The organism is Pseudomonas sp. MYb13, from assembly GCF_002980075.1.
GTDB classification, from domain to species: domain Bacteria; phylum Pseudomonadota; class Gammaproteobacteria; order Pseudomonadales; family Pseudomonadaceae; genus Aquipseudomonas; species Aquipseudomonas lurida.
Genome location: NZ_PCQI01000002.1, coordinates 453,289 through 479,026 on the forward strand (window position 1 = coordinate 453,289; position 25,738 = coordinate 479,026).

Genomic DNA, 25,738 nt, shown 5'->3' on the forward strand with positions numbered 1-25,738 from the left:
AACATCGCGCCTGGGCCAGTGCTTGGGTACAATTCCACGCTAATTTGATCGGTATCAGGAACACTTACATGATCGCTTGCCTGCGGCTGCTCTCCGCCCTCTGCCTCGCTGCCTTGCTGGCCGCGTGCGCCAGCTCGCCCTCGTCCAGCCTTGGCGACCTTCCACGGACCCCGGACGCCAGTATCGAGCAACTGCTCGAACAGGCGACTACCGCCAAGACGCCAGAAAAGGCCGCATTGCTGCGCCTGAGTGCGGCAGACATGGCCTACAAGCAGAACAACCCTGGTCGCTCGTCGCAGATTCTTGCGCAAGTGCCCCTGGACGTCCTCAAGCCAGCCGCGCAAGTCTTTGCCAGCACCCTGGCCGCCGAACTGGCCATGGCGCGCAACCAGCCCAAGGCGGCGCTGGCTGCCCTCAACCACCCGAGCCTGCAAAGCCTGAAGGACCTGCCGCCTGAACAGCAGCTCCGAACCGGCAGTGTGCACGCACGTGCTTATGAAGCCGATGGCCAGACCCTGGCTGCCGCGCGTGAACGCGTCGCCATGGCGCCGCTGCTCACCGGCGATGCCGCCAAAAACAACCACGAAGCCATCTGGGTACTGATTGCCGCCCTGCCGGCCGAACAGCTACAGGCCAGCGGCAACCCGGTGCTGGACGGCTGGATCACCCTGGCCCAGTCGGTCAAGGGCGCCGGCACGCTGGAGCAACAACAAGCGGCCATCGACACCTGGCGCGCGCAGAACCCGGGCCATCCGGCTGCCGTGGAACTGCCAACGCCGTTGACCAAACTCAAGGAACTGGCTAGCCAGCCCCTGAACAAGATCGCCCTGCTGCTGCCGCAGGATGGCCCTCTGGCCTCCGTCGGCAAAGCGCTGCGCGAAGGTTTCATGGCCGCGCACTACCAGGCTGAACAAGCCGGGCAGAAGCCGCCAGTGATCGAGTTCTATGACAGCTCGCGCTTGACGTCCCTCGATGATTTCTACGCCAAGGCCCAGGCCGCCGGCGTGCAACTGGTGGTCGGCCCGCTGGAAAAACCGCTGGTCAAGCAACTCAGCGCGCGCCCGCAATTGCCAATCACCACCCTCGCGCTCAACTACAGCGAGACGGATCAAGGCCCGGCGCAACTGTTCCAGTTCGGCCTGGCCGCAGAAGACGAAGCTCGCGAAGTATCGCGCCGCGCCCGTGCCGACGGCCTGCACCGCGCTGCGGCGATGGTGCCTCGTGGCGAATGGGGCGAGCGCGTCTACAAGGCGTTCCGCCAGGACTGGGAAGCCAATGGCGGTACGGTTGTGGGTGTCGAGTATGTCGACCAGCCGGTTGCCCTCGCCCAGCAGATTGCCGACCTGTTCCAACTGCGTAAAAGCGAAGGCCGCGCCAAGAGCCTGCAAAGCACCGTTGGCACCGACGTAGCCGCGCAGCCGTCGCGTCGCCAGGACATCGAGTTCATCTTCCTGGCCGTCACCCCGCAACTGGCCCAGCAGATCAAGCCGACCCTGAACTTCCAATACGCCGGCGATGTACCGGTGTACGCCACGTCCCACGTGTTCAGTGCCAGCGGCGACAAGAACCAGTACCTGGACATGACCAACGTGATGTTCTGCGAAACCCCTTGGCTGCTCAACACCACTGACCCACTGCGCAACCAGGTTGCCGCACAATGGCCGCAAGCCAATGGCAGCCTCGGCCGCCTCTACGCGATGGGCGTCGATGCCTACCGCCTGGCGCCACGCCTGGGGCAACTCAAGGCCCTGCCGGATACCCGTGTCGACGGTCTGTCGGGCAACCTGGGCATCAGCAACAACCAACGCGTAGATCGCCAGATGCCTTGGGCCAAGTTTGTCGGCGGTGAGGTCCAACGCCTGCCAGACACCCCGCGCTGATGCCCGAGCGGTCCAGCGCACAAAGCGGCAAGGACGCCGAACGACAAGCGCTCACGCACTTGCAACAACAAGGTCTGCGCCTGTTGGCGCAGAACTGGTTATGTAAACGTGGCGAGCTTGATCTGGTCATGCTTGACGGCGATACAGTAGTATTCGTCGAAGTCCGCTACAGAAAACACGCACAATGGGGTGGCGCGCTCGCCAGTATCGACGGGCGCAAGCGTCAGAAGCTGATACTCGCCGCGCAGTTCTTCCTGCAAAAAGAGCATCGCTGGGCCGACGCCCCCTGCCGTTTCGATGTGGTTGCCATAGAAAGCACACCGTCTGGTCAGGCTGATCTGAACTGGCTTAAAAATGCCTTCGACAGCTGATTCGCCGGACATCTTCACCACACACTTTTGCTCTTTGCTTTGCGGGCTGCACATTCCTGTGCCAAACAGCCGCGCTACTTAAGGTCACACAGATGGACATGCAATCCCGAATTCGCCAGCTTTTCCAGGCCAGTATCGACACCAAGCAACAGGCGATGGACGTACTTGCACCGCACATCGAGCAAGCCAGTCAGGTCATGGTCAATGCCTTGCTCAACGAGGGCAAAATGCTTTCGTGCGGCAACGGCGGTTCGGCCGGCGATGCCCAGCATTTCTCGTCCGAGCTGCTCAATCGTTTCGAGCGTGAGCGCCCGAGCCTGCCGGCCATCGCCTTGACCACCGATTCGTCGACGATCACCTCGATTGCCAACGACTACAGCTACAACGAAATCTTCTCCAAGCAGATCCGTGCCCTGGGCCAACCAGGTGACGTGCTGCTGGCGATTTCCACCAGCGGCAACTCGGCGAATATTATTCAAGCGATCCAGGCCGCACATGATCGCGAAATGATTGTCGTAGCATTGACCGGACGTGATGGCGGCGGAATGGCCTCGCTGCTGCTGCCTGAAGACGTGGAGATTCGCGTACCGGCCAATGTCACCGCACGTATCCAGGAAGTCCACCTGCTGGCGATCCACTGCCTGTGCGACCTGATCGACAGCCAACTGTTTGGGAGTGAAGAATGACCGTTAACCGCCTAAGCCTTTTGGCCATCACCCTGTGCCTCGCTATCAGCGGCTGCAGCACGGCCATCACCGCAACACGTGACACCCCTATTCAGGATGACAAGGGCACCCGCACCTTCGGCAGCAAGATCGACGACTCGCTGATCGAGACCAAGGTCGAGGTCAACGTCGCCAAGGCCGCGCCAGACCTGGGCAACGGTGCTTCGCGCATCGTGGTGACCAGCTTCAACGGCGTCGTGCTACTCGCCGGCCAGACGCCACGCGCCGACCTCAAGGCCCAGGCCGAACAAGCCGCCGCCGCGGTACAGCGGGTTAAGAAGGTGCACAACGAATTGCAGGTGATGGACCCGATCACGCTGCTGGCAATCAGCAATGACGCATTGCTGACCACCAAGATCAAGGCACAGATGCTCACCGATAACGCGATCCCCGGCTCGCGCATCAAGGTCGTCACCGACAACGGCATCGTCTACCTGATGGGCCTGCTCACCCAGGCGGAAGCCACTCGCGCCGCCAACCTGGTGCAGGGTGTGTCCGGCGTGCAGAAAATCGTGAAGGTCTTCGAGTACATCGATTGATGTAACCGACAGCCATAAAAAAGGGCGCCTTACGGCGCCCTTTTTTATGAACGAATATTTACTGGTACTGGGAGTACGGGTTGCCCTGGAACTGGTTGTTCTGTTGCGGCGCCTGTTGCTGGGCGCCTGGCTGGCCGTACTGCTGGCCCGGGATCGGACCGAGGTTCACTTCCACACGACGGTTCTGCGCACGGCCGTTGACGTCGGCGTTGCTGGCAATCGGGTTATCCGGCCCGGCGCCACGGGCGCTCAGGTTGGCACCGTTGACGCCCTGGGAAGTCAGGTAGTTGGCCACGCTCTGCGCACGACGCTGGGACAGGTCCATGTTCAACTGGCGGCTACCCGTGCTGTCGGTGTAACCGACGATCTGGATGGTGTTCTGGTTGAACTGCTTGAGGGAGTTGGCCAAGTTGTTCAGTGGCTGGTAGAAGCTGCTGGAGATCGCATCGGAGTTGGTCGCGAAGGTGATGTTGCCCGGCATGATCAGCTTGATCTGATCGCCCTGGCGCTGAACTTCAACACCGGTATTGGCCATGCTTTCACGCAGTTTCTTTTCCTGCTGGTCCGCGTAGTAGCCATAGCCGGCAGCGCCAGCACCCGCAACGACGGCACCGATCAGTGCGCCCTTGCCACGGTTGTTGTGATCGATGGCCGCGCCGGCCAAGGCACCAGCGAGGGCACCCAGCCCACCGTACTTGGCGGTCTTGCTCATCCCGCCGGACTCATTACTTGCCTGCCCCTGGCTGCTGCCGTCATAAGGGTTAGGGGATGCGCAGCCGGACAACAAAGCTACGCAGGTAGCGACAACAAGCAGACGACGCGAAGTGAACATGAAGGGAGCTCCTACTTTTGCATTCTATGGTGCAAAGGACATTGGCAATGGACCTGTGCCGAGTTTGGAACGCGATAAACGGTAAAAATTCCGTGGCTACAGAAACCGTAGCAGACGCTCGCTGAACACGACCTGAGTTTTTTGCTACAACGTTTGCCTGCCAGGCAAAAGCCCCTCCCCAGCCATTATTCCTTCACGCCCGCACGAAAGGATTCTCACGCATTTCATCACCCAAGCGGGTGTCCGGCCCGTGACCGGTGACCACGGTCGCGCCCTCGTCCAGGGTATACAGACGCTGCTTGATCGAACGCACGATGGTGGCCTGGTCGCCGCCCCATAGATCCGTACGCCCCACGCCTCGACGGAACAGTGTATCGCCGGCAATCAGCAGCTTGGCATCGGCAAACCAGAAGCTCATCGAACCCGGCGTATGCCCTGGCGTGTGCAACGCCACGCCGCAGCCGCACGCCAGCTCTTCATCATCTTCCAGCCAGCGGTCCGGAGCAGGCACCGGGGTATAGGGCACACGAAACATCTGGCACTGCATTTCCAGGTTATCCCAAAGGAATTGATCCTCTTTGTGCAGGTGCAACGTGGCGCCGGTCTTCTCTTTCAACTGGCCAGACGCCAGGAAGTGATCCAGGTGGGCATGGGTGTGGATGATGCTCACCACCTTGAGCCCCAGGGCATCGAGCCGCGCCAGGATAAGTTCATGGTTGCCGCCCGGATCGACGACGATGGCTTGCTTGCTAATGGGGTCGCCGATGATGGTGCAGTTGCACTGCAACGGGCCAACGGGGAAGGTTTCGCGAATGAGCGTGGGGGGCGTTAGCGTCATGGGAGGAGTCTCTGAGTCGTACTAAATGCAATTAAACTATAATTTGATGAAGCGACGCCTGGAACGCGAACTACACGACGGGTTATATGACGCGAACACTCAGCTCGGCGAGTCAGACTATTTGCTGGGCGCCCGTCACCTCTTTCGTGCTGGCGCCATGCCCCTCCTGGCCGGGCCGACGATGACGACGCGAGTTCAGGAGCCCGCTACATGGAGCTGGCAGAAGTGCTGATGCGCAACGGCTCGAATACCGAGCGGGGTCTGCAGGAACTGTGGACACGCAGCGTCTTCAATATCTCGGTTTCAACCACCGACGACACTTGCGCAACCAGGGCTATATCCTGGAGCCAGGCAATGGACCGCGCCTTTCGGTGAGCCACTGGCGGACCGTGGCTGAAGTAGCGGGTGGTTCACCCCGAGAACAAGGCTGCATGGCTGCGGGTTTCGCAACAGCCCAGGCTTAACCAATCAGCCTCAACTCCTGCGCCCGCGCCACCGCTTGCGTACGTCGTTCGACACCCAACTTGCTGTTGATATGGCTCGCGTGGGTCTTGACCGTGTGTAAAGAGATGAACAGCCGGTTACTGATCTCCTGGTTGGAACAGCCCTGAGCGATCAGTTGCAGTACCGCCAGCTCGCGCGTGCTCAGGGTTTCGTGGGTCGACGCAATCTCCGCCACCACGACCGCCGGCAACAGCGCCAGCAGGCTCTGGTTCAGCAGGCCATGGGGGTCCTTGGCGAGCTGCTCGCGCATCCACTCCGGGTGGGTTTCCAGCAAACGCTGGAAGGGTTGCAACGCGCCACCGGCGCCCGCCTCAAGTGCCTGGGCCAGTACCGGACGCGCCTTGGCTTCCTGGCCGCCTTCCAGCAGCAACTGCGCCTGTTGCGTCAGGGCCATGAGGGCGATCATCTGGCGCCCGTCGTCATGGGCCTGTTGTGCCAGTTCTTCGAGGCGTTGCAACGCCGCGGCGGGTTGATGGCGAGTAGCATCCAGCGCTGCCTGCTGCAGCCCGATGTGCTGAGGCAGGTGCGGGTGGAATTCCGGTGCGGCGGCGGCATGCTCACCGTTGTAGGTCTGCCCCAGGCGGGTCAGCCAGGCGTCGGCCAGGTCGGTACGGCCCTGGGCCAGCCAGAGTTCGCATTTGATCAGGGTGATCATCGCCAGGTAGTAGATCGGCGGCACGTCCCAGATATGCATGAGGCGCTCGGCCTCGGCGAGTTCGGCAAAGGCCTTGGCGAACTCGCCCCGGCGCCCTTCGAAACTGGCGATCACACAATGGCCGATCAACACGCTGATGTCGCGGCAAGCACGGGCTTCGGCAAGGCCGGCGCGCAAACGGGTAAGCCCGGCTTCGGGCTGGAACCGCACCAGCAGCAGATAACCCTCATAGAGCGATAAGCGCGCACGCACCGCGTACAAGCGCTGGGGCGCCAGCCCGTGCAGGCGCTGCAGGCCCTGGCGCACTTCATCCAGGGAACGCAGGATTTCACCGCGCGCCTGCAGCACCCGTGCCCGGTCGTAATGGGCCAAGGCCTCGAACAATGGGTTGCCGACGCGTTGCGCCAGCTCCAGGGACTCGCGATTCAAGCCACGCGCACGCCACAGGTCGGCATCGACAATGGCCAGGTTGGACAAGGTCGACAGGCACATCAACCGCTGGCCATAACGCCGTTGCGGCAAGCTTTCCAAGGCTTCGCTGCAATAGCGCTGGGTCAGTTCGCGGTCCCCCCGGCCCCGGGCGATGATGCCGCTCAACGCCAGCCATTGGGCCAACATCGACTTTTGCGCGGTGGCCGACGGTGCCGGCAGGAAGCGGCTGAGGTAGCTGGACAGTTCTTCGGCCGCATCCAACTGGCAGGCCAGGCCCAGCGCCCAGCTGTAGAGCACGATCAAGCGCGGCGTACTGATCAGCAGGCTGTCGGGCAAGTCCATTTTCCAGCGCAGCAGCATGCCGACATTCTGCTCGGCCAACAGCTGTTCTTCGGACAGGTTCTGCACCAGGTTGGCCGCGACATCCAGGTGGCCGGCGCGCAATGCTTGCTCCACCGCCTCATCGATCAAGCCCTGGGCATTGAACCAGCGGCACGCGCGCAGGTGCAGGCTGGCCGCCGGCAGTACATTACTGCTGGCTCGACGGGTGCGCAGCAGGTCGGAAAACAGGTGGTGATAACGGTACCAATGGCCCTGCTCGTCCAGTGGCACCAGGAACACTTGGTGAGCTTGCAGGTAGCGCAGGATGTCGGCGCTGTCATGGGCCTCACGCACCGCGTCGCAGAGTTCGCTGCAAAAACGATCCTGCGGGGCCGTGTCGTACAGAAACGCCTGGACTTCGGCCGGCAGGCAGTCGATGACTTCTTCCAGCAAGTAATCGCGAATCAGCCCTTCGCCGCCGTGCAGGCTCTGTGGCAAGGCGCCGTCACTGCCGGCTTCGGAGGCGGCCAGCAACCAGAAACGCAGGCCGGCGACCCAGCCTTCGCTTCGGCGGATCAGGTTATCGAGGGCTTCGCCGCGCAACGAGCTGCTGTGGCGATCCAGCACTGCCAGCGATTCGCCGTGCGTCAGGCGCAGGTCCTGCTCATGCAGCTCCAGCAGGTGACGCGACAACCGCAACCGTGCCAGATGCAAGTCCGGGCGTTGGCGGCTGGTGACCAGCACCACCAGGCCGTCGGGCAGATGGTTGAGGAAAAACTGCAGGCAGCGGTCGAGCACCGGCCCCTGGGCCAGATGGTAGTCATCCAGCACCAGCAACAGGGGGGCGCGGGTAGACAGGTGCACGGTCAGCTCATCGAGCAGGCCATCCAGCCATTCTTCGAAGGCAAAGGGTTGGTGACGCTGGCGCATTTTCAGCAGGCCCAACGATTGGGCGCCAATTTGCGGGAAGAATTGCTGCAAACCGTCGAGCAGGCGCTCGAGGAAACGCCCGGGGTCGTTGTCCCGAGGGCTCAGGCCCAGCCACAGGCTTTGCCAATGCGCCGGCAGGCTCTGGCAGAACTCCACCGCCAACGAACTCTTGCCGAACCCCGCCGGTGCGCTGACCAGCAACAACCGCCCTTCCAGGCCGGCACTCAGGCGTTCGCACAGGCGTGGACGCAGCACATAGCCGTCAGGTAGGGGTGGCCTGTAGAAGCGACCTTCCAGGGTTGGGATTACCGCACTGGCAGGCCCTTGGATTCGGGACAGATCAGTCATCGCCGGGCTCTTGTAGAAGGCTGTTGTCGGCATTGCAGATGTCCGCAGACTAGCGGTAAAAGCGGCAGGTTTGTAGATCTTTGCAGGATTTGCCTGAAAAAGAACTGAGACAAGACATATCGCGACAAACAAAAATGGGAGGGCACTTGCTCCCGATAGCGGTGGCTCAGTCAATACGCGCTGACTGTCACACCGCTATCGGGGGCAAGCCCCCTCCCACATTGAGTGACGCGTGCAGCTTAGCGGACACCATCCTGGCGCAGGGCCGCCGGGGTGAAGTCGCTGGTGGTGGCGGTGAAGCCGAAGTCATACGCCTGCTTCTCTTCGTTCTTCATGCCCAAGGCCAGGTAGCGGCCGGACTGCAGGTCGTAAAGAGTTTCCAGGGCGTACCACGGGACTTGTTTGTCGTAGTAGTTCTCGGCATGCGCTTCGGCGACGCGCCACAGTTGGCCACGGCCGTCGTAGTGGTCGATGACCGCCGCTTGCCAAGTGTCTTCGTCGATGAAGAAGTCACGCTTGGCGTAGATGTGGCGCTGGCCTTCCTTCAAGGTGGCCACGACGTGCCAGACGCGGCGCAGCTCGTAGCGAGCCAGGTCCTGGTTGATATGGCCGGCCTTGATGATGTCGGCGTATTTGAGCTTCGGATCGTCGATCTTGTAGCTGTTGGACGCGATGTAGATCTCCTTCTTGCCTTCCAGCTTCCAGTCGTAGCGATCCGGTGCACCGTTGTACATATCGAGGTTGTCGGAGGTACGCAGGCCGTCGGCGGCGGTACCCGGGCCGTCATAGGACACTTGTGGCGCCCGACGCACGCGGCGCTGGCCGGCGTTGTAGACCCACGCCGAACGCGGCTCCTTCACCTGGTCCAGGGTTTCGTGCACCAGCAGCACACCACCGGCCAGGCGCGCTGGAGCGGTCACTTGTTGCTTGAAGTAGAACAGCACGTTGCCCGGGTTCTTCGGGTCGAAGTCTTTCATTTTGTCGCGGAACACGAACTGGTCTTTGAAATACACCAGGCTGAACGAGCCGTTGGTTTGCGGGGTGGCCTGGGTGACCAGGCGGGTCACGCTGCCGCCGCGATAACGGGTGATGTGGTTCCAGATCACCTCGACGCCGCTTTTTGGAATCGGGAACGGCACGGCGGTTTCAAAGTTTTCCAGGCCGTTGCCGCCAGACACCAGGTTGGTGGTGGTGGCGTTCTTCTTGATGGCCGCAAACACATCGGCCGGCACGGTAGCGCCGCGATGGGTCGGGTAGACCGGCATCTTGAAGGTCTCCGGGTAACGCTTGAACATCGCGTACTGCCCCGGCGCCAGCTTGTCTTTGTACTGCTCGACGTTTGCCGCAGTGATGGTGAATTGCGGTTGTTCACTGGCGTAGGGGTTGGCCAGGAACCCACGGGCATCGACGGCACCGGCGTTGGTTGGCAGCGGCGACCATTTTGGAATGGTGCCGGCGGCGTTGCCGGCCATCTCGGCGCCCATCGGAGTCAGGGTCGTGCCCAGCTTGGCGGCTTCATCCGCCGAGACTGCCGCCATGACGTTGCTCGCCAGGATCGACAGCCCAAGCACACCCACGTGCAACAGACTTTTGGTTATTTTCATGTTGTTGTTCTTCCTGAAAATACAGTGTGCTTAGAAGTTGGCGCCGAAGCTCAAGGCGACGAAGTCGCGATCATCCACCGTACTGAACTTGCCACCAAAGAAGTTGGTGTAGGCCAGGCTGGCGGTATAAGTGTTCTGATACTCGGCATCTAGGCCCAGGCTGACCGCCTTGCGACCTTCTTCGAAGTTACCGCCAGGGCCTGGCGAGTAACCTTTGACGTCGTGGGACCACGCCACGTTTGGCTTGAGGTTGACGCCTGCGAACACGTCCGGGTATTCCCAGATGGCGCGAGCGCGGTAGCCCCAGGATGTGGCGGTGGTGTAACCGTCGTTGTTGCAGTTGGTGTTCAAGCTGGCAGCATTAGGCAGGCCACCCCCTTGCGCTGTGGAGTTGTTGAGCGTGTTGCAGAACCCCCCTGGCAGCGAACCCGGACCAAAGACCGGATCACGGCCATAACGCGCTTCGGATTTACTTTCCAGCCCACCGACATGGGTAACGCCGATTTCACCGACAGTGGTCAAACGGCTCGCGCCCATGACTTGATCGAAGAAGTGCGTGAAGGTGGTTTGGAACTGGGTGACTTCCTTGCGGTTGTAGCCGTGCAGGTCCTGGCCCGGACTCCCCTTCAACACAGACGCATTGTTGAAGGGGGCAAGTGGCGTTACACCGGCAAAAAGAATGTCTGTCGTGCTCAGTTGTACAGGGGCATTAGGGCGGTAGCTCAACTCCCCGCTCCAGGCTGTACCGGTGGGGAGTGTGGTGGAGAAACTCAAGCCATAGAGACGAATGTCCTCCGGGTATTCAACGTAGTAGTTGGAGTTACCCGCGACCACCAACGGACGCAGTTGGGCTGGCACACCAGGGGTTGCACCGGTGTATTTGGATTGCGGTGCACCCTGGGCACTGAAGATCGGCGCACGACTGTGGTAGTTCATGAAGTAAGCGCCGAACTCTGTGTCCAGCGGCTCGAAGTTGTAATGGAACGCAACACCGAACTGCCCGCTGTCGCGCGCATCGCGATCGGGGCCGCGACGCACCAATACGCCTTCGTTATTGACGTCGACGCCATTTGCGGCAAGCCCTGGCAGTACTGCGGCAGGCAGGAAGCGACGGCTGTTCAACACCCGCAAGTTGTCACTGCAGCCATCGGAAATAACATCAGGCTGAGAGAAGAAAGTGCCGCAGTTATCGGTAACGGTCTGGTCCCACTCCAACTGATAGAACGCTTCCGCCGACAGGTTATCGGTCAATGTTTGCGATACATAGAACATGTTGACTGGAATCAAGCCTTCCTTGATTTCAGCCCCCGGACGACGGAATGCCGACACGTCGATCGGGTTGATGGAGTTGATGCCACCACCGATGAAAGTACTCTCACCCCAGCTGACAACCTGCTTGCCCAGCCGCACCGACCCTGGCTGATCGGCAATCGCATAATTGTGATAGACGAAGGCATCAAGAATCTGCCCGCCCGAAGACTTGGCGCCTTCTTTACGGTTGTTGTCGCTGATGTCCTTGAACAGACGGCTTTCGTCCTTGAGCTCAAAGTCATACCAGTACTTGCCACGCACAAACACACCGGTGTCGCCGTACTTCAGTTCCAGGTCATGAATACCCTTGAAGATCTTCGAGAACGTTTCACCGCGCTTGAAGTTCAAGTGGCCGTCGTCGGAGGTCTGCGACAAGCCTCTGCCGCCGTTGTTGACACCGATCAGATCCCGATTGGCCTTGGCTGTCGACCAACTGGCACCCACGGAAAGCGACGAGTCAAAACTCCCCTCGATTTCACCGATATTGAAACTGACGCCGAATGCGGGCCCGGCGAGCGTAGAAGCGAGACTGACGGCCAGGGGCAGTCTTGCCCGGCGCCAGAACTGGTTTACTGAGGTCATCGACGCTACTCCATGTGCATTATTGTTATGGCAGTGAGTTCTTTCCCTGATGCGTGTAACGGCCGGAATACAACGACTCCAATGCCGCTCGGCAGCCGAGCCCCCATGGCCCGAAGCGGAACATCCTTGAAAAACTCTGGATGGGACTATAGCCAGCAGGGGGTACCGCTTGATCCCTCTAAAGTGTGATTTGCATCACCAACCCGTCTGCCACAGTCCTTTCGCCATGTCGGCGAGGGCCGACGCGGCAAGGATGGCTGAAAATCGGCAAATCACAAGTGAAGGCGCGATATAGAGCACTGCCGTGCCACAACGGCACGGCAAATCAGCTCAGAGGGTGGACAGGAACGTGCTGTTGTTGGCTTGCCATTCAATGATGTCGATACGGATACGTTTTTTGTCGAGTTTTCCTACGCTGGTCTTGGGAATTTCCGTAACAACGGCGATCTGGCTTGGAATCGCCCACTTGCTCAAGTGGCCCAGTTCCACGAACGGCTTGAGGTGTTCCTTCAGCTCGCGGGCCCCTATCACATGGCCATCACGCACCACCAGCAAGGCAAACGGACGCTCGCCCCACTGCGGGTCGGCGATGCCCACCACCGCTACTTCGCGTACCGCCGGGTGACGGCTGACCAGGTCTTCGAGGGCCAGGGAAGAGATCCACTCGCCGCCAGTCTTGATCACATCCTTGATGCGGTCGCGGATATCGATCACGCCGAAGGCATCCAGCGTGGCCACATCGCCGGTGTGCATCCAGCCGCCAGCCCACAGCTCGGCGCCCTTTTGCGGCTCGTTGAAATAGCCTTCGCTGAGCCACGGTGCGCGCAGCACCAGCTCGCCCTGGGACTCGCCGTCGGCGGGCAGGAAGTTACCGTCAGCGTCGATGATCGCCGCTTCCACCAATGGCCCGGGCACGCCAGCCTTGATGCGGTAAGTGGTGCGTTCATCCTCGGTGCCGGCCATCAGTTCTTCGTTGAGGTGGGCGCAGGACACCAGCGGCCCGGTCTCGGACATGCCGTAGGCGGCGGTCAACTGAATGCCACGCGCCTTGGACGCTTCATACAGAGAACGGTTGAGTGCACTGCCGCCGATGACGATTTTCCAACCACCAAAATCCACGCCCTGGGCAGCCTTGGCGTTGAGCAGCATTTGCAGGATGGTCGGTACGCAGTGGGAGAACGTGACCTTTTCCTTGCGCCACAGCTCCACCAGGTATTCCGGGTCGTAGCGACCGGGATACACCTGCTTGAGGCCCAGCATGGTCGCCACATACGGCAGGCCCCAGGCGTGTACGTGGAACATCGGCGTGATCGGCATGTACACATCGTTGGTACCGAGCAGCCGCACGCTGTCGACGCTGCCCATGATGGTCGCCACGCCGATGGTGTGCAGCACCAGCTGGCGATGGGTGAAGTACACGCCCTTGGGGTTACCGGTCGTGCCGGTGGTGTAGAACGTGGTGGCAACGGAGTGTTCGTCGAAGTCCTGGAAGTCGTACTTCGGGCTGGCGGCGGCCAGCAGGGTTTCATATTCGCCTACCAGGTTGGGCAGCTCGGCGGTCGTGGAGTCACCATCGGTGAGCAGCAGGGTCTTGTCGACGGTGGTGAGCTGGCCGGCGATGGCCTGGTAGAGGCCCACGAACTCACTGTTGACCAGCACGAAGCGGTCCTCGGCATGGTTCATGGTGTACAGGATCTGTTCCGGAGACAGGCGCACATTGATGGTGTGGATCACAGCGCCAATCATCGGAATGGCAAACATGCATTCCAGGTAACGGTGACTGTCCCAGTCCATCACCGCCACCGTATCACCGGCCTTGACGCCCGCTTCGGTCAACACGTTGGCCAGGCGCGCGACGCGCTCGATCAGGGTCGGGTAGGTATAGCGCAGCTTGTCGCGGTAGATGATCTCCCGGGTTTTCTCGTAACGGGCGCCGGACATCAATAGGCGTTTGATCAACAGCGGGTATTGGTACGCACCTTCGGCGGGCGGGATAACACGGGTCTGCAACATACGAATCCCTTTTTATGACTGCACAGTCTTGGCTTGAAGATCTGCACTGTAGAGACCTTATGTTTCAGCCAAATCAGCCAAAGGAATGATTTGCAGACCCCAATGAATGCTAGCTTTGCGCCAGCATTCGGCTCATTTCATGCTGGTGAAGGCCAGCTTTACCCCGATGGCAATCAGCACGGCGCCCATGGTCCGATCAAACCAATGCCCCATCCGCGCAAACCCGGCTCGCACCCGTTGCTGGCTGAACAGCATGGCCACCAGGCAGAACCACAGCGCTGTCGCCACCGCCAGGTACACGCCGTAACCGGCCTGGATTGCCAGCGGCGTGTGCGGGTTGATCACCACGGTGAACAGCGACAGGAAAAACAGCGTGGCCTTGGGGTTCAAGCCGTTGGTCACGAAACCGGCGGTAAACGCGCCGCGCGGAGTGCGCTCGCCAGCTTCGCGGTGCAACTCGCCCTCGGCGGCAGGCTTGGCCGGCTGCGCGCGCAGAGCCTTGAAGCCGATGTACAACAGGTAGGCCGCCGCCGCCCACTTGAGCGCGTTGAACAGCACGATGGACTGGGACACGATCAAGCCGATTCCCAGCAACGAATAACCCACGTGCAGGAAAATCGCCGACCCCACGCCCAGCGCGGTCCAGGTCCCGGCGCGGCGGCCGTGGGTAACACTTTCACGCACCACCACCGCGAAATCCGGGCCTGGGCTGGCCACCGCCAATAAGTGAATCAGGGCTACGGTCAAGAACTCGGCGGCGTACATGCTCACTCCAATTAAGTAACTGATTATTTCATCTGATAGGCTCGGAAGATTACGCCTTCGAACCCTGTCGCAAAAGGTACAGTTGATGACGAACAATCGCCGCGCCGTCTTCCTTGATCACCCGTCCCTGGACCTGGGGGACCTTGACCTCAGCGACTTGCGCAACAGTTTCAGCGAGTTGCAGCTGTTTTCGGACACCACGCCGCAGAACCTGGTTGAACGCCTGCAGGGCGCCCAAGTGGTGATCAGCAACAAGATCGCCCTGAACAGTGAAACCTTGGCGGCCTGCCCGGAACTCAAGCTGATCCTGGTGTCGGCTACCGGCACCAACAATGTTGACCTTGAAGCCGCTCGCGCCCATGGCATCACCGTGAGCAACTGCCAGGGCTACGGCACGCCATCGGTGGCGCAGCACACGATCATGCTGCTGCTCAACCTGGCGACGCGCTTGAAGGACTACCAACGGGACGTGAGCGCCGGCAAGTGGCAGGAGGCCAAGCAGTTCTGCCTGTTGGACCACCCTATCATCGAGCTGGAAGGCAAGACCCTCGGCCTGCTCGGTCATGGCGAGTTGGGTGGCGCCGTGGCACGCCTGGCCGAAGCCTTCGGCATGCGCGTGATACTCGGCGCAATTCCAGGACGCCCCGCGCGCGCCGACCGTGTGCCGCTGGATGAACTGCTGAAGCAGGTCGACGCGCTCACCTTGCACTGCCCGCTCAACGAACATACCCGTGACTTAATCGGCGCTCGCGAACTGGCGCTGCTCAAGCCCGGCGCGTTGGTGGTCAACACCGCACGCGGTGGGTTGATCAACGAGCAAGCGCTGGCCGATGCGTTGCGCAACGGCCACCTGGGTGGTGCGGCGACCGATGTGCTGAGCGTGGAACCCCCAGTCAACGGCAACCCGTTGTTGGCCGGCGATATCCCTCGCCTGATCGTTACGCCGCACAATGCCTGGGGCAGCCGTGAGGCGCGCCAGCGCATCGTCGGCCAATTGGCGGAAAACGCCCGGGGCTTTTTCAGCGACACCCCGCTGCGCGTTGTGAGTTGATAAACTGCGCCCCTTTTCAAGGAGCAGACCATGGATCCGCGCAGTGAAGTACTGCTTCGTCAGGCCGAACTTTTTCAAGGCAACCTGCTGTTGGTGGGCTTGCCTGCCGACGACTTGCTCGGCCGCCTGCCCAACGCACACGGCTGGAGCTGGCATGCTGGCGACCAGGCGGCGCTTGATGCACGCTTCGCCGAGCGCAGCCACTTCGGCGTGAACGTACCTGAGCGTGCGTTTGATGCAGCCGTGATCTTCCTGCCCAAGTCCAAGGACCTTACCGATTACCTGCTCAACGCCGTGGCTGCACGCTTGCCCGGCGCCGAACTGTTTCTGGTCGGCGAGAAAAAAGCCGGTATCGAAAGCGCCGCCAAGCAGATGATCCCCTTCGGCAAACCGCGCAAGCTCGACAATGCACGGCATTGCCAGTTGTGGCAGGTCACCGTGGCCAACGCACCGCAAGCGATCGAGCTGGAGAGCCTGGCACAGTTCTTCGAAGTGCCACTGGCCGAAGGTCCGCTGAAGGTGGTGAGCCTGCCGGGCGTGTTCAGCCACGGTCGCCTGGACCGCGGCACGGAGTTGCTGCTGGCGCACCTGGACAAGCTGCCGAGCGGTCATCTGCTGGATTTCGGTTGCGGCGCTGGCGTACTGGGGGCTGCGGTAAAACGTCGCTACCCGCACAACGCCGTGACGATGCTGGATGTGGACGCCTTTGCCGCCGCCAGCAGCCGCCTGACCCTGACCGCAAACGGCCTGGAGGCCGAGGTGTTGACCGGTGATGGCATCGACGCCGCACCGATGGGTTTGAACGCGATTTTGAGCAACCCGCCGTTCCACGTCGGGGTGCATACCGACTATTTCGCCACTGAGAACCTGCTGCGAAAAGCAGCCAAACATCTGGCAAAAGGCGGCGAACTCCGCTTGGTTGCCAACAGCTTCCTGAAGTATCAACCGCTGATCGAAGAGCATCTGGGCGTGTGCGCGGTGAAGGCCGAAGGCAATGGTTTTCGCATCTACCGCGCCAAGCGTGGCTGACGGGCGTTTGAAAAAGAAGGCTTGCCGAATGGGTTTTGCCTAGGCAGAATCCGCTCCGTCCTAGGGGAGTAGTCTCCCACGAGCGCCACGCTCGTCCGGCATACGTCAACATACTTGGTCAGCAGACCATGGCGTATGCGACCCAGGAGTCCGCACAGACGGACCGGGGTTTGACAAGACCTATGACACGCACACCTTACCCGGGGCGGGAAGGCTGTACGTGTCATAGCCGTGTCGACCCGCCCCTGGAAACCTACCTGATGCTGGATTCACTGCTCGTTCCTACCGCAATCGTTGCCTTGGCCGAAATCGGCGACAAGACCCAACTGCTCGCGCTCATTCTTGCTGCCCGCTTTCGCAAACCCTGGCCCATCATCGCCGGCATCGTTGCCGCGACCCTGGCCAACCACGCGGCTGCCGGTGCAGTCGGGGCTTGGTTCGGGAGCTTCTTCTCGGATGCGGTGTTGCACTGGATCCTGGCGGCGAGCTTCTGCGCCACGGCGTTGTGGACCTTGGTGCCGGATAAACTCGACGATGACGAAGCCAGCACCACGCGAAAATTCGGGCCGTTCCTGACCACGCTGATCGCGTTCTTCCTGGCGGAAATCGGTGACAAGACACAGATCGCCACGGTGATGTTGGCGGCGCAGTACCCAGAACTGTGGCTGGTGATTATCGGGACGACCTTGGGCATGCTGATTGCCAACGTGCCGGTGGTATTGGCGGGGAATTTTGCGGCGGAAAAACTACCGTTGACCTTGATTCGTCGACTGGCGGCAACAGCGTTCTTCATCCTGGCTATCGTCGCCGTGTACAAAGCCATGCAAAGCAGCGGTTGGATCTAAGGGTTCAAGACGGTAAACCCGATCCAATGTGGGAGCAGGCTTGCTCGCGAAGGCGGCGTGTCAGACAACAGGTATATTGACTGACCTGACGCTTTGACGAGCAAGCCCGCTCCCACAGTTGGATGTTCACCGGCCCTGGAATATCAAGATTTCTTGGCCTGCTGGTACAACGGCGTCACTTTCGGAATCGCCGCCTGCAACGAGGCGATCCGGCTGTCGGACGCCGGGTGAGTGCTCATGAACTCTGGCGGCGCGCCTTCCGAAGCCTTGGCCATCTTGTTCCACAGCGTGATGGCGGCATTCGGGTTGTAACCCGCACGGGCCGACAGTTCCAGACCGATCAGGTCAGCTTCGTTTTCATTGCTGCGGCTGTTGGGCAAGGTCATGCCGTAGTTCGCCACGGTATCGGCCAATGCCAGGCTGTCCTGGCCGAGGCCGAACAATGCACCAGCCCCCTGCTTAGCCATCTCGATCCCGTAGGCCTTGGACATGGCTTCACGACCGTGTTCACGCAAGGCGTGGGCAATTTCATGGCCCATCACGGCAGCCAGTTCATCATCGGTGAGCTTGAGATTGTCGATCAATGCGCTGTACACGAAGATCTTGCCGCCAGGCCCGCAGTTGGCGTTCATTTCGTCGCTCTTGATCAGGTTCACTTCCCACTTCCACTGCGCCGCATCGGCGCGGAAGGTAGGCGCCTGTGCGATCAAGCGGTTAGCGATGGCCTGCACACGCTTGGCGTTGGCGCTGGTTTTGTCGACCAGGCCCTTGCCACTGGCTTCACCCAGGGTCTGTTGGTAGGACTGGGCGTACATCTGGTCGACTTCCTGGCTCGACAGCATGCTGAACATGTACTGCTTGCGCTCAACCCCGACGGCGCCGCCGCTGGTGGTGTTGACCGACTGACACCCGGCCAGCAGCATCGCTGCAACCAACCCGCTGACGACCAACGACTTCTTCATACCTTTCATATTCATGCGCCTGCTCCCTGAAAACATGGCGCGTATCGTAGGCGTACATTTGTATCTGCGCCAGATACACCAGACGTGTAACCACCGATTTTCAGATACATCCCACCAATACCCGTAACGGCGGCGGGCATTCCATTCGCGACACCCCGAACAATTTTGCAGGGCGCCCCCTCATGCCCAGCACGCCCGTGGCCGATACAAAAAGGCGGACCGTCCCCCCCTGTGCCCGGAGCTTTCATGAAATTCAAGTCGATTCAGTTTTCTGTCGCGGCCTTGGCCGGGGCCATTGTCCTGAGTGTGGTCGCGGTGCTGGTGCTCTACGCGTTGTTTGCCGGCGCGCGGACCCAAGAGATGGTGCAAACGCGCACCCAGGTGCAGTTCGAACAGATTATCGAGCAACGCCTCACCACCCTGGCGCACACCCAGGCCACCTTGATCCAGCGTGAATTGGAAGCGCCACTGGTGACCGCCAAGGGCCTGGCCACCGCCAACGCCCTGCTCGGCATGAAAGACGCCAAGGGCGATCCGGCCCTGCAAGTCGGCCGCGAACAACTGATCAACCTGCTGCACGAAACCGTGGTACGCAACCCGAAGATCCTCGGCGCCTACATTGGCTGGGAGCCCAACGCCATCGATCACAACGACGCGGCCTACGTGAACAGCCCTATTGTCGGCATAGGCGCCGACGGACGTTTCCTGCCGTGGTGGTACCGCAACGCGGATGGCAGCCTGGGCCTGGATAAACTCGCTGACGTCAACGACCAGAACATCCTGTCCACCGGTGTACGCGCCAGTGAGTACTACCTGTGTTCCAAGGAAAGCAAGAAAGCCTGCGCCATCGACCCGGCTCCCTACAAGGTCGGCAATGCAATGGTGATGCTGGCTTCGTTTATCGAGCCGATCATGATCGACGGCACATTTGAGGGGATCGTCGGTGCCGACCTGTCGGTGAATTTCATTCAGGACATGCTCACCAGCGCCGACCAGAAACTCTACAACGGCGCCGGCGAGCTGGCGCTGATCTCCAGCAACGGCCGCTTGGTGGCCTACACCAAGGACGCGAGCAAACTCGGCGAAAAAGCCGGCGACCTGCTCGACAGCAACGAATTGACCAACCTGAACCAGCTGAAAGTCGGTGAAGTGCGCTACGACATCGACAAGGAACACGGGCATATCGAGTTGTTCCTGCCGTTCAATATCGGCCAGACCGACGCACGCTGGACCCTGATGGTGCAACTGCCCCTGAGCGCAGTGATGGCCGACTTGCAGAAACTGCAAAGCGACCTGGAAGCCCAGCGCAAGACCGACATCCTGGGCATGACCGTCGCCGGCCTGGTGATCGCCGGTATCGGCCTGCTGGTGATCTGGCTGGTCGGCCACGGCATCGCCCGCCCGCTCAAGCAAATGGTGGCCATGCTCAATGACATCGCGCAGGGCGAAGGTGACCTGACACGGCGCCTGACCAGTAATCGCGCCGATGAGCTGGGCGCGATCGCCACGGGCTTCAATACCTTCCTGATCAAGCTGCAAGGCATGATCACTCAGGTGGTGAGTTCAGTGCAGAAGGTCAGCGACTCATCGGAGCACACGGCTGATATTGCGATCCGCACTAACCAGGGTGTGCATAAGCAAATGGTGGAGATCGATCAAGTGGCCACCGCTGTGCATGAGATGACCGCCACTGCGCAAGACGTTGCGCGCAACGCCACCCAAGCCGCACAAGCCGCCAGCCATGCCGACCAGGCCGCGAGCCAAGGCATGCGCATTGTGCGCGATACCTCCCTCTCCATCGGTGCGCTCGCGGAGGAAATCGGCAAGGCGGTCAGCGTGGTGCAAACCCTGGCCAAGGACAGCGAGAACATCAACGCTATCCTCACGGCGATTCGCGGGATCGCGGAACAGACCAACCTCTTGGCCCTCAACGCCGCCATCGAGGCGGCGCGTGCCGGCGAACAAGGCCGTGGCTTCGCGGTAGTGGCTGACGAAGTGCGCAACTTGGCGCAGAAAACCCAGAAGGCCACCGAAGAAATCCAGGCCATGATCCAGCAACTGCAGCAAGGCACGCGGGATGTGGTGCGGGTAATGGAAGACAGCCAGAACCGCACCGATGAAAGCGTGCAGCACGCCGCCCAGGCGGCTGAAGCGTTGGAGACAATCACCCAGGCGGTGTCGGTGATCAACGACATGAACACCCAGATCGCCAGCGCGGCCGAGGAGCAGAGCGCGGTAGCCGAGGACATCAATCGCAACGTGATCAATATCGGCCAGGTGGCCAACGAGGTGGCGGGCGGCGCGGATGAGTCCAGCGCGGCCAGTGCGGATTTGACCAAGTTGGCGGAGCAGCAGCGCCGGCTGATCAATCAGTTCAAGGTGTAAGACCGCCATCGCAGGCAAGCTTGCCCCACACTTGGACGTGTAAATACAGTCCAATGTGGGAGCTGCCTTGCCTGCGATGAGGCCCGCACATACACCGCGTAGCGCCCAGCGTCACGCCGGGGTCAGGCACTCCGGCCCATTGAGCTTCGGATCATTGACCATGTTGGCCAATACACGCTCGCGCAATGCGGTGGGCTCACCGGCCAATAGCCCTTGCAACACGTGCAACGGCGTCTCGGGATCAAGCCAGGCTTCCTGCCCCGCGGCATCCAGAATCAGCGGCCGGCGCTGAGCCTGCGCAGCCTGGGTCACCACCGCCGTGCTCAGCCACACCTGTTCCTGCACGGGGTACGCTTCCCAGATCGCGGCAAAAAACAACGTGGAGCCCTCCCCCGGCGTCAGCCAGTACGGGCGTTTGCGTTGGGTGCCGCGCCATTCGTAGAACCCATTGGCCGGCAGCAGGCAACGGCGCTGCCGGAATGCTTCGCGAAACATTGGTTGCTCGGCCAGGGTTTCCGCGCGGGCATGCGCGGGTGTGCGAGAGAGGTCTGTCAGCCACGGCGGCGTCAGCCCCCAGCGCGCGCGCGCCAGGGTGCGCTGGCCGTCGCTCAGGCGCTGGATCAGCACCGAATCATTCGGGGAGATGTTCCACTGGGCCTGCTGGTCGGCGGGGAAGCCTGGCAAAGCAGCAAAAGCAGGGGTCCAGCGAAACAGGGCATAACGTCCACACATGGGGCAACACGACTCTTGGGTAAACCGAACGACAGCCTAACAGACCAGCACGTCGGGGTAGCTGTCAGGTTCGTCTCCGGGCAAGGGTTGCGCGCCCATGTAGGCGGTAATCAGCTCGCGCGCGTCCACGGCGCGGTCATTGTCTACCTCAAGGCCCAACAGGCCAAAGATCGGCAGTTCGCCGGTGCCACCGAGCAAATGGCGGCCAACCAGGTGCGCCTCGATGCCCTCGCTGGCGAGCATCTGTTGCAGCAACTCGCCTTCCATCAGGTTTTCCGGTTCGTAGATTCGCTGCATGGGGCACCCCCGTCATTCATTTTCGCTACGGGTTTCCAGCATCCATTCTTCACCATGAACCTGCAGATGGAAAATGATCGGTCGGCAACACACCTGGCAGTCTTCTATATAGGTCTGATCCCCCCCGGACAAATCCACGGTTGTCTCGACCTCTTCACCACAATAAGGACAATCGTACGTCGCGGTTTCCAGCATCGCAGCCTCCAAGGTGACTTGTGCGTATAATCGCCGGTCTATTTACAGGGCTATTTCCGGCCGAGCCCATTACTCGGTCCGTACCCTGGTATTTCCTATACTTACCCTAGCCGTTTCTAACAAGAGAGCATGATGGGCGAATTCGATACCATCCGACCTTACAACGACAGCGAAGTCCCGGCAGTGCTGGCACGTCTGTTCCGTGACAAGGCCTTTCTGGACATCCTGACCCACTTCCGCTTCCCGCGCTTTGCCGGCGCCCTGGGCTGGCTGCTCAAGCCGATGATCGCCCGCAAACTGCGCCGTGAGTTTGCCGGCGTCACTACCGTGGCCACGCTGCAGGACAAAGTCGAGTACTACGTCGACCACACCATTGACCGCGCGACCGACGGCGTGACCTACACCGGCGTCGAGCAACTCAAGTCCGGCACCGCCTACCTGTTCCTGGCCAACCACCGCGATATCGTGATGGACCCGGCGTTCGTCAACTATGCCGTCTACCACGCCGGGCTGCCGACGCCACGCATCGCCATTGGCGACAACCTGCTGCAAAAGCCGTTTGTCAGCGACCTGATGCGCCTGAACAAGAGCTTCATCGTGCACCGCTCGATCACCGGACGAAAGGAGAAAATGGCGGCCTACAACCTGTTGTCGGCCTACATCAACCATTCGATCCGCAACGATTGCCAATCCATCTGGATCGCACAGGCCGAAGGGCGCGCCAAGGATGGGGACGATCGCACCGAGTCGGCGATCCTCAAGATGTTCCACGTCAGCCGCAAGGACGAGCCGTTCGCCGAGGTGATCCAGTCGCTGAACCTGACGCCGGTGTCGATCAGCTACGAGTACGACCCATGCGACACCGCCAAGGCTCGCGAGTTGTACATCCGCGCCACCACCGGCACCTACACCAAGGCGCCGGGTGAAGACGACGTGAGCATCGCCCTTGGCATCACAGGCTACAAGGGCCGGGTCCACATCAATTTCGCACCGCCGATCACCGAGCGTTTCGAAGACACCAAGTTGCTGGCGGTGGAAATGGACCGGCAGATTCTGGGCGGTTACCGGTTGTTCCCGGTGCACTACCTGGCGTATCAGCAATGGAGCGACGCCGACCCGCAATTGCAGGTGCCGACGGCCGCCGAAGTGTTCCCGGCGGATGAATTGGCCAAGGCCAAGGCTGAATGGGAGCGCCGCCTGAACGAATGCCCGGCCGAGCACCGGCCATACCTGGTGCTGCAATATGCAACGCCGGTGCGCAATCAGTATCGGGTCAAGGCTGGAATCGCGCTGTAAACAACGCGTGGGAGCTGGGCTTGCCCGCGATGCAGGCACCTAGGTGTGTCAGTCACACCGAGGTGATGCTATTCGCAGGCAAGCCAGCTCCCACACAAGCCCAGCTTCCATATCCGTTTCTGTTTCGCGGTATTTTTAGAGGCGGGTGCTCAGCCAGGAAATCGTGAGTGCCAGCCCCAGGCAGGCGAACCCGATGCGGTAAGCCAGGCGATGCGCCCGTTCAGTGCGCACATCCAGAAACAACATCGGTTGGTCGATCGCGCGCTCTTCGCTTTGCGCGGTCAGGTCGGCCATCGCGCGCTGTTCGCGCAGGCGAGTGATGAACAGCAGCGCCGCCCCGGGGCAGGCCACCAATAAAGCCACAGCATTGATCAATAGTGCGGGCAGCGCCATCGCAAACCTCAGTAGAACAGTGTCTTGGTATCAGCTCAGATACAAACCTGAACGATAGCGGCCTCCGGCGCCTGAAATGCTCCCTCCCCCATTGACGGCTAATGTATCCAGTAATTTACAACGTCACCTGAACGTCACCTTAACAGGCCACTCTGTTGCCCTTCGACGCTTTAGGAGCTTGTCATGTTGCACGCCCAGAACCAGGATCGGCTGTACCTGATCACCCAAAGCGATGAGCAGGAGGCGCTGATCGGCAGCCTGGCCTTCAACGTCCAGGACCGCCACTGGCTGGTGTATTGCGCCCTTGGTGGGCACCAGCATGCGGACTTGCCGGAGACCGATCTGCTGACGGGGGTGAGCATGCTGGACTTCTGTATCGACACCGCCGCGTGAAACTGGAGGCGAAAAAAAACCGGGCGCCTCAAGGCGCCCGGTTTTTGAAGGATCGATTATTGCGAGCTGAGCAATGAACCGATGCTTGGGTCCTTGAACAGGCGGGTCAAGGCGTCGCTCAGGACGTCGCTGACCAGCTTGGTGTTGGTTTCCTGATTCGGCGACATACCGAAGCGCTGGTTCAGGGACGCGCCGTAGCGACCGCTATAGCGACGAGTGCCGGCGGTGACGTCAGACTTGAAGGTTGCGCCAATGGAAGCTTCAGTCACGTACAGGCCGTCTTTAGGCGACTGATACTTCAATTCGGCCAGGGTGATGGTCAACTGCGGAGCGCCCGGCGCGTTGGGGCTCGGGGTGAAACCCAGCAGGCGCACAGCCGCTTCGGCCTGGGCCTGCAGCTTGGGCAGCACGTCCTGGGCGTTCACCGACACCAGCGCGGTTTCCGGGTACAGGCCACCGCGCGAGCCGAGTGTCGGCGATGGGCGGCCATCGACCACACGCACCGACACCGCCTGGCCGTGGCCCACTGGGGCCAGCTGCGTGGTGATCTTCGGTTCCGGGGTCAGTTGTTGCGGGCTGTTGGCGCAGCCAACCAGGGTCAAACTGGTCACAGTGATCAAACCGAACAACAGGCGTTGCAACATGCTCTTCTCTCCAGAAATCGGGTACCGACAGGCGGGCAGTATAGCGGTGCGCCGGCGCCGGGAACTAGCGCCAGTTACAACCTGAGACCTGCGTGGCCCGGAGCGGTTCGCTGTCACTGATATGTCACGACCGATACACAGCCCCGTCATGCCCGACAGGCAAGCTTGGCCCCAATCTCAGGAGGTCAACCGCCATGCATTTTCTCTGGTCGCTGTTCACGCGCAAACCCACCCTTCGCCAGTTCGCCCTGCTGGATGCGCAGGGGCGCTGCCAGGCCTTCAAGGAGTGCAGCCAGCCTCCCGTAGGCGACGGCTGGGTGGAAATCGATGAAATCCGCCTGAGCTGGATGCACCACCCGCTGCCGGCCCGCGCGCGCGTCAGCCCACGTCCAGCGCGGTCGCCCCGGCACCAGCCGTTGGCCGCCTGACCGAACACCTAATAAAAGTCATAAAACACGCCCATTTCCATAGCGTTCTTCGCTACAATCTCCCCCCGATTATAAGGACGTCTCCTGATCGGGCCTCGCAGCATCGTTAATGCCTCGGCATTAACCCCAAGAATCGCCCACAGAGAGCCGCCCACACAGATCGAGTGAAGCTGGCGCGCTTGCTGTTTTCCGTGCAAACCACCCACCTTTACCGAATCTGCCAGAGCTGCCATTGCGCTCGGCCACTTGAGTTTTTGCCCGTTTTGCCGCGTGTCGGCAAGGTATCCGGGCCAGGTGCCAGGCTGGGGCAGCCCTTTTTTGAGGTTCACGTCTTCAAAAGAGCGTGAAAAAACGGGTTTTCACAACTTCACAAGAGTGTGGCGAGCAAATGAATAGTTTGGCGTTTGTACAAGCACCATCAGCGTCTGGAACAGCCCA

26 protein-coding genes, 1 pseudogene and 1 riboswitch are annotated in these 25,738 nt (G+C 61.0%); of the genes and pseudogenes, 13 read left to right on the forward strand and 14 right to left on the reverse strand.

The genetic code is table 11. From position 1 onward, the window contains the following. Positions 1-68 precede the first annotated feature (68 nt). The 4 genes from CQ002_RS05565 (at position 69) to CQ002_RS05580 (ending at position 3,515) form a co-directional block, all read left to right on the forward strand. Entirely contained in the window at positions 69-1,880 is a 1,812-nt protein-coding gene (locus tag CQ002_RS05565) for a penicillin-binding protein activator (protein WP_034102245.1), read from the forward strand. Further along, positions 1,880-2,251 carry a YraN family protein gene (locus tag CQ002_RS05570; protein WP_080758217.1) on the forward strand — a complete coding sequence of 124 codons (372 nt, stop codon included), beginning with the start codon at positions 1,880-1,882 and terminating at the stop codon, positions 2,249-2,251. The genes CQ002_RS05565 and CQ002_RS05570 overlap by 1 nt, the downstream gene beginning before the upstream one ends. A 92-nt stretch (positions 2,252-2,343) precedes the next feature. Further along, on the forward strand, positions 2,344-2,937 hold the full coding sequence (locus CQ002_RS05575; RefSeq protein ID WP_007904374.1) for a phosphoheptose isomerase: 594 nt from the start codon (positions 2,344-2,346) through the stop codon (positions 2,935-2,937). Continuing rightward, positions 2,934-3,515, forward strand: a complete 582-nt coding sequence (locus tag CQ002_RS05580; RefSeq protein ID WP_012722284.1) for a BON domain-containing protein — start codon at positions 2,934-2,936, stop codon at positions 3,513-3,515. The genes CQ002_RS05575 and CQ002_RS05580 overlap by 4 nt, the downstream gene beginning before the upstream one ends. A gap of 58 nt (positions 3,516-3,573) precedes the next feature. Here CQ002_RS05580 and CQ002_RS05585 read toward each other — a convergent pair whose 3' ends face one another. Both CQ002_RS05585 and CQ002_RS05590 read right to left on the reverse strand, forming a co-directional pair. Next, positions 3,574-4,347 (reverse strand): OmpA family protein, encoded by a 774-nt coding sequence (locus tag CQ002_RS05585; RefSeq protein ID WP_021491873.1) that lies wholly within the window; start codon positions 4,345-4,347, stop codon positions 3,574-3,576. Between the two features lie 193 nt (positions 4,348-4,540). Further along, a complete protein-coding gene (locus CQ002_RS05590) occupies positions 4,541-5,185 on the reverse strand; it encodes an MBL fold metallo-hydrolase (RefSeq protein ID WP_034102243.1) in 645 nt (214 codons plus the stop codon). Between the two features lie 210 nt (positions 5,186-5,395). On the opposite strand from CQ002_RS05590, the gene CQ002_RS28720 reads away from it, so the two are divergent. After that, entirely contained in the window at positions 5,396-5,560 is a 165-nt protein-coding gene (locus CQ002_RS28720; protein WP_177431150.1) for a hypothetical protein, read from the forward strand. Positions 5,561-5,645: 85 nt separating this feature from the next. Here CQ002_RS28720 and CQ002_RS05605 read toward each other — a convergent pair whose 3' ends face one another. The 5 genes from CQ002_RS05605 to CQ002_RS05625 form a co-directional block, all read right to left on the reverse strand. After that, entirely contained in the window at positions 5,646-8,375 is a 2,730-nt protein-coding gene (locus CQ002_RS05605) for a LuxR C-terminal-related transcriptional regulator (protein ID WP_105161664.1), read from the reverse strand. Between the two features lie 239 nt (positions 8,376-8,614). Then, on the reverse strand, positions 8,615-9,979 hold the full coding sequence (locus CQ002_RS05610) for a DUF1329 domain-containing protein (protein ID WP_034102240.1): 1,365 nt from the start codon (positions 9,977-9,979) through the stop codon (positions 8,615-8,617). A gap of 30 nt (positions 9,980-10,009) precedes the next feature. Continuing rightward, positions 10,010-11,872, reverse strand: coding sequence for a DUF1302 domain-containing protein (locus CQ002_RS05615; RefSeq protein WP_034102239.1), 1,863 nt, complete (start codon positions 11,870-11,872; stop codon positions 10,010-10,012). Positions 11,873-12,202: 330 nt separating this feature from the next. Further along, positions 12,203-13,885 carry a fatty acid--CoA ligase gene (locus CQ002_RS05620; protein ID WP_034102238.1) on the reverse strand — a complete coding sequence of 561 codons (1,683 nt, stop codon included), beginning with the start codon at positions 13,883-13,885 and terminating at the stop codon, positions 12,203-12,205. Between the two features lie 132 nt (positions 13,886-14,017). Beyond that, a complete protein-coding gene (locus tag CQ002_RS05625; RefSeq protein WP_010213066.1) occupies positions 14,018-14,650 on the reverse strand; it encodes a LysE family translocator in 633 nt (210 codons plus the stop codon). A gap of 85 nt (positions 14,651-14,735) precedes the next feature. Here CQ002_RS05625 and CQ002_RS05630 point away from each other — a divergent pair, with 85 nt between their 5' ends. From CQ002_RS05630 to CQ002_RS05640, 3 genes are all read left to right on the forward strand, one after another. Then, positions 14,736-15,701, forward strand: a complete 966-nt coding sequence (locus CQ002_RS05630) for a 2-hydroxyacid dehydrogenase (protein ID WP_034102236.1) — start codon at positions 14,736-14,738, stop codon at positions 15,699-15,701. Positions 15,702-15,731: 30 nt separating this feature from the next. Continuing rightward, a complete protein-coding gene (locus CQ002_RS05635) occupies positions 15,732-16,730 on the forward strand; it encodes a class I SAM-dependent methyltransferase (protein ID WP_034102235.1) in 999 nt (332 codons plus the stop codon). Positions 16,731-16,781: 51 nt separating this feature from the next. Continuing rightward, a riboswitch (yybP-ykoY riboswitch) is annotated at positions 16,782-16,901 on the forward strand. Between the two features lie 89 nt (positions 16,902-16,990). Further along, on the forward strand, positions 16,991-17,575 hold the full coding sequence (locus CQ002_RS05640; RefSeq protein ID WP_004372026.1) for a TMEM165/GDT1 family protein: 585 nt from the start codon (positions 16,991-16,993) through the stop codon (positions 17,573-17,575). Between the two features lie 143 nt (positions 17,576-17,718). Here the strand turns inward: CQ002_RS05640 and CQ002_RS05645 are convergent, their stop codons facing one another. Then, on the reverse strand, positions 17,719-18,537 hold the full coding sequence (locus tag CQ002_RS05645; protein ID WP_105163099.1) for a M48 family metallopeptidase: 819 nt from the start codon (positions 18,535-18,537) through the stop codon (positions 17,719-17,721). A 1,326-nt stretch (positions 18,538-19,863) separates the two neighbouring features. Here CQ002_RS05645 and CQ002_RS28725 point away from each other — a divergent pair. After that, positions 19,864-20,064: pseudogene (locus tag CQ002_RS28725) on the forward strand (HAMP domain-containing protein); the annotation flags it as partial. A 153-nt stretch (positions 20,065-20,217) separates the two neighbouring features. Continuing rightward, the gene (locus CQ002_RS28730; RefSeq protein WP_371919440.1) at positions 20,218-20,922 is read left to right on the forward strand and encodes a methyl-accepting chemotaxis protein; all 705 of its coding nucleotides are present in this window, start codon (positions 20,218-20,220) and stop codon (positions 20,920-20,922) included. A gap of 111 nt (positions 20,923-21,033) precedes the next feature. On the opposite strand, the gene CQ002_RS05655 is transcribed toward CQ002_RS28730, so the two are convergent. The 3 genes from CQ002_RS05655 to CQ002_RS05665 are packed head-to-tail and all read right to left on the reverse strand — an operon-like array spanning position 21,034 to position 22,146. Further along, positions 21,034-21,654: an SOS response-associated peptidase gene (locus CQ002_RS05655; protein ID WP_034102233.1), complete on the reverse strand. Its 621-nt coding sequence runs from the start codon at positions 21,652-21,654 to the stop codon at positions 21,034-21,036. A 36-nt stretch (positions 21,655-21,690) separates the two neighbouring features. Next, positions 21,691-21,951, reverse strand: coding sequence for a putative signal transducing protein (locus CQ002_RS05660; RefSeq protein WP_034102232.1), 261 nt, complete (start codon positions 21,949-21,951; stop codon positions 21,691-21,693). 12 nt (positions 21,952-21,963) lie between these two features. Beyond that, complete coding sequence (locus CQ002_RS05665; protein ID WP_034102231.1) at positions 21,964-22,146, reverse strand: CPXCG motif-containing cysteine-rich protein; 183 nt, start codon at positions 22,144-22,146, stop codon at positions 21,964-21,966. Positions 22,147-22,278: 132 nt separating this feature from the next. Between CQ002_RS05665 and CQ002_RS05670 the strand changes: the two genes are divergently transcribed. After that, positions 22,279-23,442, forward strand: a complete 1,164-nt coding sequence (locus CQ002_RS05670; RefSeq protein WP_177431151.1) for a 1-acyl-sn-glycerol-3-phosphate acyltransferase — start codon at positions 22,279-22,281, stop codon at positions 23,440-23,442. Between the two features lie 135 nt (positions 23,443-23,577). On the opposite strand, the gene CQ002_RS05675 is transcribed toward CQ002_RS05670, so the two are convergent. Beyond that, positions 23,578-23,835, reverse strand: coding sequence for a hypothetical protein (locus tag CQ002_RS05675; protein WP_034102229.1), 258 nt, complete (start codon positions 23,833-23,835; stop codon positions 23,578-23,580). A 183-nt stretch (positions 23,836-24,018) separates the two neighbouring features. On the opposite strand from CQ002_RS05675, the gene CQ002_RS05680 reads away from it, so the two are divergent. Beyond that, positions 24,019-24,228 carry a hypothetical protein gene (locus CQ002_RS05680; protein WP_034102228.1) on the forward strand — a complete coding sequence of 70 codons (210 nt, stop codon included), beginning with the start codon at positions 24,019-24,021 and terminating at the stop codon, positions 24,226-24,228. Between the two features lie 56 nt (positions 24,229-24,284). Here CQ002_RS05680 and CQ002_RS05685 read toward each other — a convergent pair whose 3' ends face one another. After that, entirely contained in the window at positions 24,285-24,872 is a 588-nt protein-coding gene (locus CQ002_RS05685; protein WP_034102227.1) for a YajG family lipoprotein, read from the reverse strand. 194 nt (positions 24,873-25,066) lie between these two features. On the opposite strand from CQ002_RS05685, the gene CQ002_RS05690 reads away from it, so the two are divergent. Further along, positions 25,067-25,300, forward strand: a complete 234-nt coding sequence (locus CQ002_RS05690; RefSeq protein ID WP_034102226.1) for a hypothetical protein — start codon at positions 25,067-25,069, stop codon at positions 25,298-25,300. An 8-nt stretch (positions 25,301-25,308) separates the two neighbouring features. Here CQ002_RS05690 and CQ002_RS05695 read toward each other — a convergent pair whose 3' ends face one another. Beyond that, the gene (locus CQ002_RS05695) at positions 25,309-25,629 is read right to left on the reverse strand and encodes a hypothetical protein (RefSeq protein WP_069021785.1); all 321 of its coding nucleotides are present in this window, start codon (positions 25,627-25,629) and stop codon (positions 25,309-25,311) included. Positions 25,630-25,738 lie beyond the last annotated feature (109 nt).

Bases quoted from the DNA above. Each gene is read 5' to 3' on its own strand.
- CQ002_RS05615 (WP_034102239.1), bottom strand. From the start codon at position 11,872: ATGACCTCAGTAAACCAGTTCTGGCGCCGGGCAAGACTGCCCCTGGCC.
- CQ002_RS05685 (WP_034102227.1), bottom strand. From the start codon at position 24,872: ATGTTGCAACGCCTGTTGTTCGGTTTGATCACTGTGACCAGTTTGACC.
- CQ002_RS05630 (WP_034102236.1), top strand. From the start codon at position 14,736: ATGACGAACAATCGCCGCGCCGTCTTCCTTGATCACCCGTCCCTGGAC.
- CQ002_RS05670 (WP_177431151.1), top strand. From the start codon at position 22,279: ATGGGCGAATTCGATACCATCCGACCTTACAACGACAGCGAAGTCCCG.
- CQ002_RS05565 (WP_034102245.1), top strand. From the start codon at position 69: ATGATCGCTTGCCTGCGGCTGCTCTCCGCCCTCTGCCTCGCTGCCTTG.
- CQ002_RS05640 (WP_004372026.1), top strand. From the start codon at position 16,991: ATGCTGGATTCACTGCTCGTTCCTACCGCAATCGTTGCCTTGGCCGAA.
- CQ002_RS05585 (WP_021491873.1), bottom strand. From the start codon at position 4,347: ATGTTCACTTCGCGTCGTCTGCTTGTTGTCGCTACCTGCGTAGCTTTG.
- CQ002_RS05665 (WP_034102231.1), bottom strand. From the start codon at position 22,146: ATGCTGGAAACCGCGACGTACGATTGTCCTTATTGTGGTGAAGAGGTC.
- CQ002_RS05605 (WP_105161664.1), bottom strand. From the start codon at position 8,375: ATGACTGATCTGTCCCGAATCCAAGGGCCTGCCAGTGCGGTAATCCCA.
- CQ002_RS05580 (WP_012722284.1), top strand. From the start codon at position 2,934: ATGACCGTTAACCGCCTAAGCCTTTTGGCCATCACCCTGTGCCTCGCT.
- CQ002_RS05635 (WP_034102235.1), top strand. From the start codon at position 15,732: ATGGATCCGCGCAGTGAAGTACTGCTTCGTCAGGCCGAACTTTTTCAA.
- CQ002_RS05590 (WP_034102243.1), bottom strand. From the start codon at position 5,185: ATGACGCTAACGCCCCCCACGCTCATTCGCGAAACCTTCCCCGTTGGC.
- CQ002_RS05675 (WP_034102229.1), bottom strand. From the start codon at position 23,835: ATGGCGCTGCCCGCACTATTGATCAATGCTGTGGCTTTATTGGTGGCC.
- CQ002_RS05645 (WP_105163099.1), bottom strand. From the start codon at position 18,537: ATGAAGAAGTCGTTGGTCGTCAGCGGGTTGGTTGCAGCGATGCTGCTG.
- CQ002_RS05660 (WP_034102232.1), bottom strand. From the start codon at position 21,951: ATGCAGCGAATCTACGAACCGGAAAACCTGATGGAAGGCGAGTTGCTG.
- CQ002_RS05690 (WP_034102226.1), top strand. From the start codon at position 25,067: ATGCATTTTCTCTGGTCGCTGTTCACGCGCAAACCCACCCTTCGCCAG.
- CQ002_RS05655 (WP_034102233.1), bottom strand. From the start codon at position 21,654: ATGTGTGGACGTTATGCCCTGTTTCGCTGGACCCCTGCTTTTGCTGCT.
- CQ002_RS05620 (WP_034102238.1), bottom strand. From the start codon at position 13,885: ATGTTGCAGACCCGTGTTATCCCGCCCGCCGAAGGTGCGTACCAATAC.
- CQ002_RS05610 (WP_034102240.1), bottom strand. From the start codon at position 9,979: ATGAAAATAACCAAAAGTCTGTTGCACGTGGGTGTGCTTGGGCTGTCG.
- CQ002_RS05575 (WP_007904374.1), top strand. From the start codon at position 2,344: ATGGACATGCAATCCCGAATTCGCCAGCTTTTCCAGGCCAGTATCGAC.
- CQ002_RS28720 (WP_177431150.1), top strand. From the start codon at position 5,396: ATGGAGCTGGCAGAAGTGCTGATGCGCAACGGCTCGAATACCGAGCGG.
- CQ002_RS05570 (WP_080758217.1), top strand. From the start codon at position 1,880: ATGCCCGAGCGGTCCAGCGCACAAAGCGGCAAGGACGCCGAACGACAA.
- CQ002_RS05625 (WP_010213066.1), bottom strand. From the start codon at position 14,650: ATGTACGCCGCCGAGTTCTTGACCGTAGCCCTGATTCACTTATTGGCG.
- CQ002_RS28730 (WP_371919440.1), top strand. From the start codon at position 20,218: ATGACCGCCACTGCGCAAGACGTTGCGCGCAACGCCACCCAAGCCGCA.
- CQ002_RS05680 (WP_034102228.1), top strand. From the start codon at position 24,019: ATGTTGCACGCCCAGAACCAGGATCGGCTGTACCTGATCACCCAAAGC.